Annotated in this window: 14 protein-coding genes; 6 read left to right on the top strand and 8 right to left on the bottom strand. The window is 71.9% G+C overall.

What is annotated here, in order from left to right; translation table 11 throughout:
• Positions 1 to 104 precede the first annotated feature (104 nt).
• On the bottom strand, positions 105 to 503 hold the full coding sequence (locus tag AC2CHE_RS05355; protein WP_484503763.1) for a hypothetical protein: 399 nt from the start codon (positions 501 to 503) through the stop codon (positions 105 to 107).
• Positions 504 to 589: 86 nt separating this feature from the next.
• On the opposite strand from AC2CHE_RS05355, the gene AC2CHE_RS05350 reads away from it, so the two are divergent.
• The 3 genes from AC2CHE_RS05350 (at position 590) to AC2CHE_RS05340 (ending at position 4,555) form a co-directional block, all read left to right on the top strand.
• Positions 590 to 1,210, top strand: a complete 621-nt coding sequence (locus tag AC2CHE_RS05350) for an L-threonylcarbamoyladenylate synthase (protein ID WP_484503762.1) — start codon at positions 590 to 592, stop codon at positions 1,208 to 1,210.
• A 188-nt stretch (positions 1,211 to 1,398) separates the two neighbouring features.
• Positions 1,399 to 3,762, top strand: a complete 2,364-nt coding sequence (locus AC2CHE_RS05345) for a tetratricopeptide repeat protein (RefSeq protein WP_484503779.1) — start codon at positions 1,399 to 1,401, stop codon at positions 3,760 to 3,762.
• Between the two features lie 115 nt (positions 3,763 to 3,877).
• Positions 3,878 to 4,555, top strand: a complete 678-nt coding sequence (locus AC2CHE_RS05340) for a hypothetical protein (protein WP_484503761.1) — start codon at positions 3,878 to 3,880, stop codon at positions 4,553 to 4,555.
• A gap of 110 nt (positions 4,556 to 4,665) precedes the next feature.
• Here AC2CHE_RS05340 and AC2CHE_RS05335 read toward each other — a convergent pair whose 3' ends face one another.
• The 4 genes from AC2CHE_RS05335 to AC2CHE_RS05320 all read right to left on the bottom strand — a co-directional run bounded on the left by AC2CHE_RS05335 (position 4,666) and on the right by AC2CHE_RS05320 (position 7,846).
• Positions 4,666 to 5,742, bottom strand: coding sequence for an ABC transporter ATP-binding protein (locus AC2CHE_RS05335; protein WP_484503778.1), 1,077 nt, complete (start codon positions 5,740 to 5,742; stop codon positions 4,666 to 4,668).
• Positions 5,743 to 5,807: 65 nt separating this feature from the next.
• Positions 5,808 to 6,644, bottom strand: a complete 837-nt coding sequence (locus tag AC2CHE_RS05330; protein WP_484503760.1) for an ABC transporter permease — start codon at positions 6,642 to 6,644, stop codon at positions 5,808 to 5,810.
• Positions 6,645 to 6,647: 3 nt separating this feature from the next.
• Entirely contained in the window at positions 6,648 to 7,394 is a 747-nt protein-coding gene (gene modA / locus AC2CHE_RS05325) for a molybdate ABC transporter substrate-binding protein (protein WP_484503777.1), read from the bottom strand.
• A 29-nt stretch (positions 7,395 to 7,423) separates the two neighbouring features.
• On the bottom strand, positions 7,424 to 7,846 hold the full coding sequence (locus tag AC2CHE_RS05320) for a TOBE domain-containing protein (RefSeq protein ID WP_484503759.1): 423 nt from the start codon (positions 7,844 to 7,846) through the stop codon (positions 7,424 to 7,426).
• A gap of 289 nt (positions 7,847 to 8,135) precedes the next feature.
• Between AC2CHE_RS05320 and AC2CHE_RS05315 the strand changes: the two genes are divergently transcribed.
• Both AC2CHE_RS05315 and AC2CHE_RS05310 read left to right on the top strand, forming a co-directional pair.
• Complete coding sequence (locus AC2CHE_RS05315; protein ID WP_484503758.1) at positions 8,136 to 10,085, top strand: copper resistance CopC family protein; 1,950 nt, start codon at positions 8,136 to 8,138, stop codon at positions 10,083 to 10,085.
• An 85-nt stretch (positions 10,086 to 10,170) separates the two neighbouring features.
• The gene (locus tag AC2CHE_RS05310) at positions 10,171 to 11,052 is read left to right on the top strand and encodes a hypothetical protein (RefSeq protein WP_484503757.1); all 882 of its coding nucleotides are present in this window, start codon (positions 10,171 to 10,173) and stop codon (positions 11,050 to 11,052) included.
• Between the two features lie 20 nt (positions 11,053 to 11,072).
• On the opposite strand, the gene AC2CHE_RS05305 is transcribed toward AC2CHE_RS05310, so the two are convergent.
• A complete protein-coding gene (locus AC2CHE_RS05305) occupies positions 11,073 to 11,414 on the bottom strand; it encodes a hypothetical protein (protein WP_484503756.1) in 342 nt (113 codons plus the stop codon).
• Positions 11,415 to 11,806: 392 nt separating this feature from the next.
• Here AC2CHE_RS05305 and AC2CHE_RS05300 point away from each other — a divergent pair, with 392 nt between their 5' ends.
• Positions 11,807 to 13,156, top strand: coding sequence for a CE1 family esterase (locus tag AC2CHE_RS05300; RefSeq protein WP_484503755.1), 1,350 nt, complete (start codon positions 11,807 to 11,809; stop codon positions 13,154 to 13,156).
• 97 nt (positions 13,157 to 13,253) lie between these two features.
• On the opposite strand, the gene AC2CHE_RS05295 is transcribed toward AC2CHE_RS05300, so the two are convergent.
• Together AC2CHE_RS05295 and AC2CHE_RS05290 are read right to left on the bottom strand one after the other, a co-directional pair.
• Positions 13,254 to 14,210, bottom strand: coding sequence for an acyltransferase domain-containing protein (locus AC2CHE_RS05295; protein ID WP_484503754.1), 957 nt, complete (start codon positions 14,208 to 14,210; stop codon positions 13,254 to 13,256).
• Between the two features lie 59 nt (positions 14,211 to 14,269).
• Positions 14,270 to 14,467: a hypothetical protein gene (locus AC2CHE_RS05290; RefSeq protein WP_484503753.1), complete on the bottom strand. Its 198-nt coding sequence runs from the start codon at positions 14,465 to 14,467 to the stop codon at positions 14,270 to 14,272.
• Positions 14,468 to 14,491 lie beyond the last annotated feature (24 nt).

The following is a 14,491-nucleotide window of genomic DNA, read 5'->3' as shown; positions in this document are numbered from 1 at the left end:
CCCAGGGCCGGCACGCCTGTCAATCCGTTGAGGACCGTCCGCCCGCTTCGGCCGGCCGGTGGGCTGGCCATGGCGGTCGCGGTGGCGCACCCGGGACCAGACGGTCAGCGCAGCCGCCCACGCCGGCCGAACCAGTCCCGCGAGGACCTGGTGTTCAGAGCTACCGCCACCCAGGCGAGCAGGCCCAGCCCGACGACCGTGATCGCGCCGAAGAGTCCCAGCGAGGCGGCGGCCAGCAGCGCCGCCAGGGCGTACGCGGGGTAGGGCGCCCAGCGGCGGCGGGTGACCAGGCTGACCGCGACGAGCGCGCATGCGGTGGCCATCACCGCGAAGAAGGCGACGGCGCCGAGGGACCCGGTCGCGGCCAGCGCCCGGTGCGCCGTCGCGAGTGCGAACAGCAGTGCGAGCAGCGTGAAGGCGAACACGGTGACCCGGACCGGGGTCGGCGTCCTGGGGGGCCGGAGCATGTCCCCGTAGCCGCCGCCGGGCGCGCGTACGACCATAGCTGCAACGATGGACGTCGAAGCCTGTCCGGGTGTGCCACTGTCGGCAACGCGACAGCGGACGCGGTCGCTCTAAGCTTCGGCTCATGGCGAGGTACTTCGACGTGCACCCGGACAACCCGCAACCGCGCACCGTCGGTCAGGTGATCGAGATCATCCGCGGGGACGGGTTGATCGCCTATCCCACGGATTCCTGCTTCGCCCTGGGCTGCCGGTTGGGCAACAAGGACGGCATGGATCGGATCCGGGAGATCCGCCACCTCGACAGTGGCCACCACTTCACGCTGATGTGCCGCGACTTCGCTCAACTGGGTCAGTTCGTGCAGTTGGACAACGCGGTGTTCCGGGCGGTGAAGGCGGCCACCCCCGGCGGCTACACCTTCATCCTGCCCGCCACGAAGGAGGTGCCCCGACGGCTGTGGCACCCCCGCAAGAAGACCGTCGGGGTGCGCATTCCCGCTCATCCGGTCACCCGCGCGCTGCTGGACGCACTCGGCGAGCCGTTGCTGTCGAGCACCCTGCTGCTGCCCGGCGACGAGGAGCCGATGACCCAGGGCTGGGAGATCAAGGAACGCCTCGACCATGCCGTCGACGCCGTGGTCGACGCGGGTGACTGCGGTACCGAACCGACGACGGTGGTGGACTTCTCCGACGGCGAGCCCGAGATAGTCCGGGTGGGTGCCGGTGACCCGGCCCGCTTCGCCTGACGGTCCGGGAGGTCCAGCCGGCTGCGCCGGAGGCAGCCTGACGCTTGCTGGCCGCCACGCCCCCGTACCCCGTGGCGGCCGTCATCCCGCCTGATCCCAACACGTCCGTCGCGCCCGCCTGCGAAGTCCAAACGATTCCGTACGCGGTGGCGTGGGATCGATTGTTATCGTCGCAACTCGTGAGTGTCATGAAGGCTGCCGTGTCCAACGGGCCACCCGACCCGGGCACGGCCCACAGCCTCGACGAACTGATCGGTTGCCTGCGGGCGCTCAAGCTCTGGGCCGGTGATTCCTCGTACGACACGATCACCCGGCGGGTCAACGAGCGGTGGCGGGCCGACGGTCGTCCCGTCGACGAGATGGCTCGCCGGGGCACCGTGGTGGACTGCTTCAAGACCGGGCGGCGGCGGATCAACGCCGACCTGATGCTCGCCGTCGTGCAGGCGTTGCACGACGAGACGGGTTACCTCGCGCACTGGCGACAGGCACTGCGGGTGAGTCTCGCCGAGACGACCGCGGCCGCCCAGGTGCGGGTGCTCGACCGGCTGCCCGACGACGCGGCGGCCTTCACGGGTCGTCAGGCGGAGCTTGTCCGGCTCAGGGAGTTGGCCGTGCTGACCGCCGAGCCCGGCCCGGCCGGGCTCGGCGGTCAGGTCTGCGTGCTCGCCGGGATGGCCGGGGTCGGCAAGACCCACCTCGCGGTACACGCCGGCCGGTCGCTGGTCGACGAGGGGCACTTCGATACGACGCTTTTCGTCGACCTGCGGGGCTACCATCCGGACCCGGGGCAGCCACCGGCCGAACCGGGCGCGGTGCTGGACGGATTCCTGCGCCTGTTGGGCATGTCCGGTCACGAGATCCCGTTCGGCATGGCGGAGCGCGCGGCGGCGTTCGGCGAGCGGCTCGCGGGTCGACGGGTGCTGGTCGTGCTCGACAACGCGGCCGGCGCGGAGCAGGTACGTCCGCTCCTGGCGCGCTCGGCCGGCACCCTGACACTGGTCACCTCCCGACGCCGGCTCGCCGACCTGGACGAGGCGGTGCATCTCGACCTCGACCTGTTCACGCCGGAGGAGGCGGAGCGGCTGCTGGTCCGCTCGAATCCGGGCGTGGCGGTGGGCAGCGATCCGTCGGCGCATCGGCGCGTCGCCTTGCGCTGCGGGTACCTGCCGTTGGCGCTGAGTGTGGTCGTCGGCCAGATGGCCTCGCGGCCCGCGTGGACGGTCACCGACCACGCCGACCTGCTGGACGAGCGTCACCGACACCGCCGACTCGACAGTGGTGTGGAGTTGGCGCTGCACCTGTCGTACCAGCATCTGCCGGACCAGCGGCAGACGCTGTTGCGGCGAATGGCCGTGCATCCCGGCACGGATCTGGACGAGCACGGTGCCGCCGCCCTGCTGGACAGCGACCCGGCCACCGCCGCGGCCGACCTGCGTCACCTGGCCGCCGAATATCTGGTCCAGCAGCCCGTCGCCGGGCGGTACGCCTTGCACGACCTCGTTCGTGCCTACGCGGGGGAGCGCGGCCGGGAGGAGGACCGACCGGCGGACCGGCGGGCCGCCCTGACCCGCCTGCTCGACCACTACCTGTACAGCGCGGCGGCGGCGATGGAGGCGTTGTATCCGGCCGAGCGGCACCGTCGACCGTCACTGCCCCAGCCACCCCCGGCCGTCCCGGTGCTCGACAAGCCCAGGACCGCGCTGCGCTGGCTGGACGCGGAACGCGCCACCCTCGTGGCGGTGTGCGTGCACGCGGCCCGCAACGGCTGGCCACGGCACGCCGTGTGGCTTGCCGGCACTCTCTACGTCTATCTCGACAACGGCGGTTACCCGGCCGACGCGATCACCGTGCACACCGAGGCCGAGCATGCGGCGCGGCTGCTCGGCGACACCGTCGCCGAGGCCACCGCGCTGACCAGTCTGGGCGTGGTGTGCTGGCAGTTGGGCCGCTACCCGGAGGGTGTCGGGCATCTGGAGCGCGCGCTGCCGTTGTTCCGCGCGGCCGGTGACGGTCGCGGTGAGGCCCGGGTGTTGGGCAACCTCGGTGTCGTGCACAGCGCGGCCGGGTACTGGGAGCGCGCCGGTGGCTACCACGAGTTGGCGCTCGACCGCTTCGTCCAGATCGGCGACCGGGTCGGCGAGGCAAACACCCTGACCAACCTGGGGGCCGTCCACGAACGGTTGGGCCGCCCCGGTGCCGCGGTCGACCAGAACAGCCGTGCCCTGGCGATCTTTCGTGAGTTGCGGCATCTCGGTGGCGAGGCGACCGCGCTGAACAACCTCGGTGACGCAAACGTCGCGTTGGGCAGGTTCGCGCAGGCCGTCGAGTGTTACGAACCGGCCCTCGCCCTCTTCCGCGACATCGGGGAGCGGTACGGCGAGGCGTGTGTGCTCAACGGACTCGGGCGGGCGCTGACCGGCCAGGGCGCACGCGACGAGGCGGTCGCGCGGCACGTCGAGGCGCTGACCCTGGCAATGGAGATCGACAGACCCGAGGAACAGGCCCGCGCCCGTAGCGCGCTCGCCCGGCTGGGCGTGCCGGTCGAGGGGTAGACCGAGCGGCTTTCGTTTCTCGCGGCGAAAGTTCGGTCTGCGGTGCGGAAACTATCGACGTCGCTCGGGGTGAGGGTTACGCTCCCTGGCAACAGCCGTCGATGCGAGGGGTGTCATGTCCCGTCGAACCGGAAGGCCCTCCTACCTGGTCGCCCCACCCGAGCGGCAGCACCGGCAGCGGATGTGGATCGTCGCCACCGCCGCGGCTGCGGTCCTGGTGGCGGCCCCGGCCGGCGGGCTGGTCGGGCACGCTGTCGGTCGACCGGACCCGACGGAGGCGAGCGTGGCGGAGATGCGCCAGGCCGACGCCGAGCGGGACGCGCAGCAGATCGTCGAGCTCACCGAGATGGCTCACCGCACGGGCGAGGAACTCGCGCCGATCATCCGCGCCGTCCGCCAGGACGCCGAGGCGGGGCGCACGCCCGAGCAGGCCAAGGTCGGCCAGTGGCAGCAGACCGTAGGGCGGTTGGTAGCCCAGTTCGCCGACCCGCCGTCGGGCATGACCGCCACCAACGTCGCCCGTGGCGGTCTGCGTGGCGCCGTCGACCAGGTGGCCGTCGCGGTCGACTCGGTCGCTCTCGCGCTGGCCGGTCCGGCCAGCGGGCGTGCCGAGCGGATGCAGTTGGCCGCGCGGCAGGCCACCCTCGCCGTCACCACGTGGTCGGTGGCCGCGACCCAGCTCGACCAGATCAACATTGACGCCGGGCAGGGCCACCAGCATGTGCACCTCGACGTCGGCGAGGTGGAGGGCGCGCTCGGTCCGGACGGCTCGGCCGAGGGCGCCGGCGGCTGATCGCATCCAACCGCTCTCCGGTTGCTGATCGCGGTCCTCCGCGAACACCGGAACCGCTGTGGTCGACGCCGCTGCTCGACGCCGCGGGCGGCTTCCCGCTACCGGTCGGGCTACGAATTCGCGTCGGCGGGTGCCACCGCGGCTGGGTAGACCCGGGTCTCGGCGGCCTTGACGGCGGCCCACAGCGTCCGCCCGGGTGCGAGTTGCAGCTGGGCGGCGGCGGCCGGGGTGATGTCGGCCGCCACGGTGATCGGGCCGTCGAGTTGCACCCGCAGGTTGTCGCCGTGGCGCTGCATCCCGGTGATGGTGGCCGGCCAGGTGTTGCGGGGGCTGCCGTCGGGGCGACGGGGATGCAACGCCACGGCCGACGGCGCGAAGGCGACGAAGACGCCACCCTCGTGCTGGTCGCCGGTGACGAGGTGAAACCCGTCGGCGAGCAGCACGCGGTGCCCGTCCGCGCGTGCCCGGTAGAGGTTGAGACCGACCAGGCGGGCGACGTAGTCGGTGCGTGGCTGGGCGGTGACGGTGGCGACGTCGCCCTCCTGCACCAACTGTCCGTCTTCGATGACGACCAGCCGGTCGGCCAGCACGACGGCGTCGATCGGGTCGTGGGTGACCAGCAGCGTGGCGCGGCGATGCCCGGCGAGGTGGTGTTGGAGCTGGGCGCGGGTGTCGAGCCGGGTACGGGCGTCGAGGGCGGCGAGCGGCTCGTCGAGCAGCAGCAGTGCCGGTTCGACGGCGAGGGCCCGTGCCAGGGCCACCCGTTGGGCCTGCCCGCCGGACAGGTGCCGGGGCTTGCGTCGGGCATGGTCGGCGAGCCCGACCCGGTCCAGCCAGTCCACGGCCCGTTGCCGGGCCCGCTGCCGGTCGAGGCCCTGCCGTCGTGGCCCGAACGCGATGTTGTCCAGCACGGTCAGGTGCGGGAACAGCAGGTAGTCCTGGAACACGACGCCGATCGGGCGCTGCTCGGTCGGGATCCAGATCCGTCGGCTGGGACGGTCGAGGTGGCGGCCGGCGAGGCTGAGGTGCCCGTCGGTGAGGGGGAGCAGGCCGGCGAGGGCGCGCAGCGCGGTGGTCTTGCCGGCACCGTTCGGTCCGAGGAGAGCGACGACCTCGCCGGGGTGGATGGTCAGCGGCAGGTCGAGTCGGAAGGTGCCACGGTCCACGACGAGGTGGGCGTCGAGCACCGCACGGTCGGAGGATGGCTCGCCCGGCGGGCTCGGATCCACGCCGGGAGAGTTCGGACCGGCGGTCACGAGCTGCCGAGCCAGCGGTCGCGGAGGCTGGCCAGAATCACCACCGAGACGGTGAGCAGGACGAGACTGAGCACGATCGCCGCCTCCAGGTCGGTTTCGAGGGCGAGGTACACCGCGAGCGGCATGGTCTGCGTACGGCCGGGGAAATTGCCGGCGAAGGTGATGGTGGCGCCGAACTCGCCGAGCGCCCGGGCCCAGCACAGCACCGCTCCGGCGGCGATGCCCGGGGCGACCAACGGGAGCGTGACGTGGGTGAAGGTGGTCCACCGGCCCGCCCCGAGGGTCGCCGCCGCCTCCTCGTAGCGGACGTCCGCGCCGCGCAACGCGCCCTCGACGGCGATCACCAGGAACGGCATCGCGACGAAGGCCTCGGCGAGCACCACACCGGCCGTGGTGAACGGCAGGGTGAATCCGAAGGTGTTGTCGAGCCAGCCGCCGAGGATGCCCCGCCGGCCGAGGACGAGCAGCAGAGCCACGCCACCAACCACCGGCGGAAGCACCAGCGGCACGGTGACCAGGGCACGCGCGAGGCGGCGGCCCGGAAAGTCGACGCGGGCGAGCAGCCAGGCCAGGGGCACCCCGAGGACGAGGCAGAGCAGCGTGGCACAAGTGGCGGCCTGCACGGACAGCCGCAGCGCGGTGAGCACCCCCGGCTCGGTCAAGCGCTGTGGGAGGGTGCTCCACGGCGTACGGACCAGCAGACCTGCCAGTGGAAGTAGCAGGAAGAGCAGGCCGAGGGCGGCGGGCAGCAGCAACGCGACGGGTACCCGACCGGTGCGCCTGGATCGTGGCGGTGGCGCGGACCGGGTGGTCACGTTGTCAGGCCGGGACATCGGCTACGGGGCCTGGAATCCGGCGGCGGTGAGGACGGCCTGGCCCGGCCCGGAGAACACGTGGTCGACGAACGCCCGGGCGGCCGGCCTGTTCGGGGCGTTGCTCAGCACGACGATCGGATAGTCGTTGATCGCCCGGGCTGATTCGGGGAACTCGATGCCATCCACGTCCTCGTCGGCGGCCCGTACGTCGGAGCGGTACACCAGTGCCGCGTCCACCTCGCCCAGCCGTAGTTTGGACAGGGCCGCCTTGACGTCCTGTTCGAGCGTGACCGGGGTGAGTTCGGTCCCGGCGGCGTCCAGGGCCTGCGCCGCCGCCGCGCCGCAGGGCACCTGTTCGGCGCAGAGCGCGACCTTGACGTCCGGCTTCGTCAGGTCGGCCGGGCCGTTCACCCCGCCCGGGTTGCCGTCCGGTACCGCGATCACGAGCTGGTTGCGTACGAAGACGCGTGGGTCGCCGCCGCCGTTGCCGGCGTCGACGACCGTCGTCATGTTCGCGGGAGAGGCGGAGGCGAAGACGTCCGCCGGAGCGCCCTGGTTGATCTGGTTCGCGAGGGCGGAACTGCCGGCGAAGCTGAAGGTGACCCGTACGCCCGGATTCGCCGCCTCGAAGTCCTCGCCGATCCGGGTGAACGACTCGGTGAGCGACGCGGCGGCGAACACCGTGACGTCACCGGTCACGGCACCGCCCCGCGGGGGCGCGTCGGTGGTCTCGCCACTGTGGCAGCCGGTGAGCGCGACCGCCACCATGGCAGCGAACACGGCCAGGAGTCGGGTCGTCACGAGCCATCACTCCTGATGCCCGCGTTGGTCGGCGGTCGCTCCACGACGACGGTGGTCGACTTGATCACTGCGATCGCCACCGAGCCGACCGACAGTCCGAGGTCGTCGACCGCCTCGCGGCTCATCAGCGACACCACCCGGAACGGTCCGGCCTGGATGTCCACCTGGGCCATCACGGCGTCCTTGAGCACGGCGGTGACGATCCCCCGGAGGCGGTTACGGGCCGAGGACCCGTCGGCACGGCCGTCCGGGTCGCCGGCCTGGGTCCGGACGAAGGCGGCCAGATCGACACCATTGATCAATCGATGTCCCTGCTCGTCGCGGGTGGCGGCGAGACGACCGGCATCCACCCAACGCCGCACCGTGTCCGCGCTGACCCCCAGCAGTTCGGCCGCCTCGCCCATCCGAAACACCGTCACGGCGCTACGGTACGCCACGCAGCTACAAGCTCCGAAGCCCGATCGGACTCGAACCTGCGGCCCAAGAATCGGTCTTCAACCCGCAGCTGCGATATCCCTGCGACGCATCCCACTGGTGACGGCCGGCGTGCTGCTCGGTGCCGCCGCGATCTCCCCAGGTGGCGTGGCGCACGCCGTCGAACGGTGGACCACCATCCCCGGTATCGATCGTAACGACGAGAACTTTTCTTATCTGAACAAAAAGATGACGACCTATTGCGGAAAGCGGCGTCATCGCGAGGATGGTTCGATGCGTCATCTCCCTCGGGCTCACGGCCGCGTCGCCGCCGGTCTGCTCGCTCTGGCCCTTGCCGTCAGCGTGGTTCTGCTCGGGCCGGCCACACCCGCCTCAGCGCACGGCACCCTGGCGATGTCCATGCCGGCCGAGGGCGCCACCGTCGACAAGGCCGTGACGACCGTACAGCTCTACTTCACCGAGCGGGTCCGCGAGGACGCGTACTTCACCGTCACCGCGCCGGGCGGTGGCCGGGTCGACAACGGCTGGACGCATGGCGAACCCCGCGCTCTGGACCGTCCGGTGCGGGAGTACTTCCTGGTCGACGGCGTGTTCGAGCCGCGCGAGTACAACACCGGTTTTCCCGCGGTGGTGGCCCTCGCGCACCTGCCCGCCGCCGGCCAGTACTCGGTGAGCTACCTGTCGGTGGCCTCGGACGGTGACCCGGTACGCGGCAAGGTCACCTTCCGGTACACCGGAAAGCCGACGGCCACGCCGCCGGACTGGCAACCGCCCACCGGTCAGCCGGATCCGTCGCTGCTCGCCGCCGCCGAGCAGCACGGGGACACCGGATCGCAGCCGGTGCCGGCTGCGACGGCCGGCGACACCTCATCAGTCGCTCCGGTCCCGTCGCTCGCCGCCGCGCCACCCCCGGCCGAGGATTCGGGCGGCATCGGCCCGCTGGGCTGGGCCGCCCTGGTAGTGGCCGTCGTCGCGGTCGTCGGCTTCTTCGCCTGGCAGCGCCGTGCGGCCGGCGTCGAGCGGAGTCGCAAGGCGGTACGCCGGTCCGCTGCCACCCGACCTCGCGCCAAGTCGACCGCAAAGACCAAGGGGCGCCGCCCCACGGGTGGTGAACGCACGGCGGTGGTCCCGGCAACTCGGCGAGGCGCGAAGGCCGCCACGGTGCCGGCGGCGGTCCCGGCCCAGCGTGCGGTGACCACCACCCCGGTGGCGACCGGGGAACCTGCGGAAACCGCCGCGCCGGTCGTCCCCGAAACACCGGCCGGCGGATCCGCGTCGACGGGTGGGTGGCACCGCATCGGCGACACGCGTCTCGCGTTGCTGGTCGGTGGACTCGTCCTGACGCTGCTGGCCGGGTTCGCCCTCGGCCGGATCGGCACCGCCGACGACCCCACCTACACCGCTCAGCCGGGCACCGCACCGGGCGGCGGCGGCCGGGAGGCGGCGCAGGCGGTGTCGGCCGGTGACGGGCACCAGCACGGGCCGGCAACCGGCCCGCACACGCATCCGGGTGACGGCCAGGACCAGGCCACCGGTACGACCGTCAGCGCCGCCGGGTACACCCTGAAGCCGGTGCTGCGCTCCCAGGATGCCGGCGCGACGACCGACTACCGGTTCCGGGTGGTGGGGGTCGACGGGCAGCCGGTGACCCGCTTCGCGGTGGTGCACGACAAGCCGCTGCACATGATCGTGGTCGGCCGTGACCTCGGTGGATACCAGCACCTGCACCCGACGATGGGGGACGACGGCACCTGGAGCGTGCCGCTGAAACTCACCCGACCCGGCGGCTACCGCATCTACGCGGACTTCACCGTGACCACGGATGACGGCAGAGGGTTGCCGCTGGTGCTCGGCGTCGACCACGAGGTGCCGGGCAGTTATCAACCGGCCGGACTGCCCCCGCCGCAGCCGCAGACGACGACTGGTCCGTACGCGGTGACCTTGGCCGGCACGCCCACCATCGGGATGACCGTCCCGCTGACCCTCCGGGTGGACCGCGACGGGCCGGTGCAGTTGGAGCGTTACCTGGGCGCGTACGGGCATCTGGTGGTGGTGCGCGAGGGGGACCTGGGTTTCCTGCACGTCCACCCGGAGCCGGAGCTGGTCGACGGCGCGGTCAAGTTCTGGCTGACCGCGCCCAGTGCCGGCCGTTACCGGGCGTTCTTCGACTTCCAGGTGGACGGGAAGGTGCACACCGCGGCGTTCACCATCAATCTGGCCTGACGCTGCTGCTGACCCGGGGCCTGTGGCCGACCGCGCCGGTGCCCATCGCAGGGAACCGGTCGGCGCCCGCCGACGTCCGATCGGCATGAGCATTCGTCGAAGCGGGCGACTCGCGGTCGTCCCTCTGCTGTTGCTGACCTCCGCGGCCTGCGGCCAGCAGGCCGGTGGCGCCGGGTCGGGAGAGGCGGACTCACCCGAGCGGTCCTACTCCGCGGACGCGGTGGTGTTCCGGATGGAGTACACCGGGGGGTTCGTCACGCCAGCCATGCTGGCCACCCGCCTGCCCCCGGTCAGCGTCTACGGTGACGGCCGCGTGATCATCCAGGGGCCGATGCCGTTGATCTATCCCGGTCCGGCGCTGCCCAACCTGCAGGTGGGCACGATCAGCGCCACCGAGGTGACGGAACTGCTCAAGGCGGCCCGGGCCGCCGGGGTGGGCGGCCCGGCGGACTTCGGCACGCCGCCGGTCGCCGACGCGCCCACGACCCGCTTCACCGTGCTCGGTGACAACGGGGTCGAGGAACTCGACGTGTACGCCCTGGCCGAGTCCGGCGGAGCGCAGACCGGACTCACCGCCGAGCAGCGGGCGAAACGGGACACCCTGCGGAAGTTCGCCGACTCGCTGACCGCCGAGTCCGGTCCGCTCGCCGCCGCACCGACTGACACACAGCCGTACGTGCCGACCGCTGTCGCCGCCGTGGCCGAGCCCTGGGTCGCCAACGCCGACGCCGGCGAGCAGCCCGAGGTGGCCTGGCCCGGGCCGGCGCTGCCGGGCGCCGAACTCAGCGAGGGCCTGGGTCTGGGTTGTGTCACGGCGACCGGTGACGAGGCGAAGCAGGTGCTCACCGCCGCGGCGGCGGCGAACGCGGCCACCCCATGGGCCTCGGACGGCAAGCGGTGGACGGTGGCCCTGCGACCGTTGCTGCCCGACGAGACCGACTGCGGCGATCTGACCGTCGGTCGCTGATCCTGGCGCTGGGCGGCCGGTCACCGGCCGCCCAGCGGGCCGGCGGACGTAACGCAGCCGGATCGAGGCGAGCGCCGGCTGTCGACGGGGGAGGAGATCTGCAACGGCAACCGTGAGTCGCTGGGCAGCGTGCTGTCCACCGAGTCGGTCCTGGTGTGGCACCTCACGAGTTCGGCCGGGAGCGGCGTACGCTCCTCGATCGCGTCGGTGAGCGGGAACACCGGTTGGGTCATGCCGTCGACGACCACGATGCCCGGAGTGGCGCTGGGTGCGGTCCGCGCCGCCGCCGGAGCCGGGTGCCGCGCCGACGTGCCGGACAGGCCGATGCCGAGCAGTGCCAGCAAGTAGGGGAACCGACGCACAGGCGTCTCCCTTCCGAGTTCAAACATTTACATCTTGCGATGTCATCGCTCACTGGCTACGTTTCGGAGGCAGGAGCGAAGGGCACGCTCCGACGTTCCCCGCCCGGTCGGTGACCAGGCGAGCCGCGGCGCGTTGCGCCGGCTGACGGGCACTGCGGGCCCCGTGCGGGACGGGTCACGCCGCCGGTCCAGGGCGGCTGACGGTACGTCGCGGGAGCCGTGGCACACGCCGAGCAGCGCCGCTCCGGGCCGCCCACCTGAACTGACAGCCCGAACCGGTGTCGCACCGTATCCAGGCGCAACCCCGCGGTACGCCGGCCGTTCCCGGCGCCGCCACCAGGGCGATGCGCCGTACCGCCGCGCGTCCACAACGGGCGCGGAATGGAGTCACGATGTCCAGGCGTAAATCGATTTTCGGACCGGTCGCACTCGCGGCCCTGATGGTGCTGGCCGCCGCCGGTACGACACTCAGCGCGAACGTCGGCAGCGTCCCGGCCGCCCAGTCGGGCATCCTGGCCGCCACCGCCGGCTGCGGCAAGGCTCCCACGCTGCGCAGCGGTACCCACACCATCCAGAGCAGCGGCAAGAACCGCAGCTACATCCTGCGGGTGCCGGACAACTACAACAACAACCACCCGTACCGACTGGTGTTCGGCTTCCACTGGCTCAACGGCTCGGCGACCGACGTCGCCACCGGCCAGACCGTGCAGCGCGACACCTGGGCCTACTACGGACTGTTGCCGTTGTCGAACAACAGCACCATCTTCGTCGCGCCGCAGGGCCTCAACAGCGGCTGGGCCAACTCCGGTGGCGAGGACGTCACGTTCGTCGACGACATGCTCCGGCAGATCGAGGGCGACCTCTGCGTCGAGACCACCCAGCGCTTCGCGCTCGGGTTCAGCTACGGCGGCGCCATGAGCTTCGCCGTCGCCTGCGCCCGGCCGAACATCTTCCGCGCCGTCGCCGTCTACAGCGGCGCGCAGCTGAGTGGATGCAGCGGCGGCACCCAGCCGGTCGCCTACTTCGGGGCACACGGCATCCGCGACAGCGTCCTCAACATCTCCAACGGGCGGTCGCTGCGGGACCGGTTCGTCCGCAACAACGGCTGCACCGCGCAGAACCCGCCGGAACCATCGCAAGGCAGCCTGACCCACCGCAGCACCACCTACTCCGGCTGCGCGTCCGGCTACCCGGTGGTCTGGGCGGCGTTCGACGAGGGACACATCGCCGCACCGCAGGACGGCGCCCCCGGCGACAGCGGCTCCCGGACCTGGCTGCCGGGCGAGACCTGGCGCTTCTTCACCCAGTTCGGCACCGGCACCACCCCGCCCCCCAGCCCGACCACTCCGCCGCCGAGCCCGACCACCCCGCCCCCCAGCCCGACCACCCCGCCGCCGAGCCCGACCACCCCGCCGCCCGGTGGCGGAGCGTGCCGGGTCACCGCCGAGGTCAACGCCTGGAACAACGGGCTGACCGAGCAGATCACCATCACCAACACCGGCAGCTCCACCATCAACGACTGGTCACTGGTCTTCACGCTGCCCGGCGGGCAGACCATCACCGGCGGCTGGAACGCCAGCTACTCACCGACCTCCGGGCAGGTGACCGCGCGGAACATGTCGTACAACGGCACCATCGCCCCGAACGCGTCGGTCGGCATCGGCTTCCAGGCCACCCACACCGGCAACACCGCCGAACCGAGTTCGTTCACCCTCAACGGCGCGACCTGCACCGTCAGCTGACCCTTACGCGCAGCGGGGCGCGCACCCCCCCGGGGGGTCCCCCCCCGTCCCGCCAACAAGCGGCAGCACCAGGGGAGGGCGGTATGAACCGTCGCGGTCAGCGGACCGGCTCGATCGGGAAACGTCCGTGGCGCCATTGCCAGTGGCGGCCGGCCTTAAGGTGGTCGATTACGGCGCGTTGCAGCGCGGTGTCCCGCGGCAGTTGATCCAGCGGCGTGGTCAGGGTACGGAACACGAACCGCACCACTTCGACGTCGGCGTCGAGCCCATCCGGTTCCTGATAGGGCTCCAGCTCGAAACGTCGCTGGAAGCGGACGATGTTGGATTCCTCGGGCAGGTACTCTCGCAGCTGCGGGTCGAGCAGCCACGAACCGCAGGCGAACGACGTGTAGTGCTCGTCGGGGAAGTGGCGCGGGAAGAAGACCCGTGCCTCGTCGAGGGACGCCTCGACCGCTTCCGGGGTCAGCGACCCCGAGTCGGGGATGTGCAGGTCGATGGCGGTGCCGCCGCGATGGTGCTGAAGCCGACCCAACTCGTAGACCGCGCCGCGCGAGTGCAGCGTCAGCCAACTCTGCATGACCGACCAGCCCTCGCGATCCATCCGCCGGTCGATTGCGAGGTTGCGGCCCAGATCAGCGAGGGTCACCCAGGAGACGGTGTCGGGGACGCCGTGGGCACGGTGATACTCCGTGACCACGTCGACCAGGGCCAGGTACGTGTAGACGTAGAGATGCTGCCAGGCGGGGCCCCGTTCGCGCGGCAGCGCCGGACCGGGCGGCAGCCACTCGTGGCCCCCGAGATCCGCGCGGACCAGGGCGATCGAGCGGTCGAGCAGCCAGCGCAGCTCCGGGGTCCACAGCGTGGAGTCGGGGTCGGGCCAGCCCGCCATGATCTCGGCGGCATCGTCCGGCCGCACCGCGAGCCGGTCGAGCAGCCCGGGCGCGTCGCCTCTGGCGGGCACCGGGGCGGACGGGTGGTCGCCCGCGAGCCGATCCACGCGCTCGACGTCCTCGACGGGTACGCCGAGCCGGATGGCGATGTCGTGTAGATCCACGCCGACGACAGTAGCGACCGGTGCGGTCGTCGCAACAGCGCGATGCCCCGTCAGCCCGCTCAACGGTTGGGCGGCGTGACTGCGATGACCAGGTGGGCCGGCTGACCACTGGCATCGCGGTAGCGGCGGGCCAGGCGTGAGTCAGAGGCGACGGCCTCCCCGGCGGTACGGGTGTACGCCTCACCGCCGATGTCGGCGACCACCTCGCCGCTGATGATGATGGCGCAGCTCGGTCCGCCCTCGACCTCGCCTCGCACGGCCGCGCGTATCTCGGCCTGGCC

This window comes from Micromonospora sp. ATLC16 (assembly GCF_057196645.1).
Note: the sequence above shows the minus strand (reverse complement) of the source record. Positions and strands in the feature narration are given on the sequence as shown.

Bases quoted from the DNA above. Each gene is read 5' to 3' on its own strand.
- AC2CHE_RS05315 (WP_484503758.1), top strand. From the start codon at position 8,136: ATGCGTCATCTCCCTCGGGCTCACGGCCGCGTCGCCGCCGGTCTGCTC.
- AC2CHE_RS05330 (WP_484503760.1), bottom strand. From the start codon at position 6,644: ATGTCCCGGCCTGACAACGTGACCACCCGGTCCGCGCCACCGCCACGA.
- AC2CHE_RS05355 (WP_484503763.1), bottom strand. From the start codon at position 503: ATGGTCGTACGCGCGCCCGGCGGCGGCTACGGGGACATGCTCCGGCCC.
- AC2CHE_RS05310 (WP_484503757.1), top strand. From the start codon at position 10,171: ATGAGCATTCGTCGAAGCGGGCGACTCGCGGTCGTCCCTCTGCTGTTG.
- modA (WP_484503777.1), bottom strand. From the start codon at position 7,394: ATGGTGGCGGTCGCGCTCACCGGCTGCCACAGTGGCGAGACCACCGAC.
- AC2CHE_RS05340 (WP_484503761.1), top strand. From the start codon at position 3,878: ATGTCCCGTCGAACCGGAAGGCCCTCCTACCTGGTCGCCCCACCCGAG.
- AC2CHE_RS05300 (WP_484503755.1), top strand. From the start codon at position 11,807: ATGTCCAGGCGTAAATCGATTTTCGGACCGGTCGCACTCGCGGCCCTG.
- AC2CHE_RS05350 (WP_484503762.1), top strand. From the start codon at position 590: ATGGCGAGGTACTTCGACGTGCACCCGGACAACCCGCAACCGCGCACC.
- AC2CHE_RS05345 (WP_484503779.1), top strand. From the start codon at position 1,399: ATGAAGGCTGCCGTGTCCAACGGGCCACCCGACCCGGGCACGGCCCAC.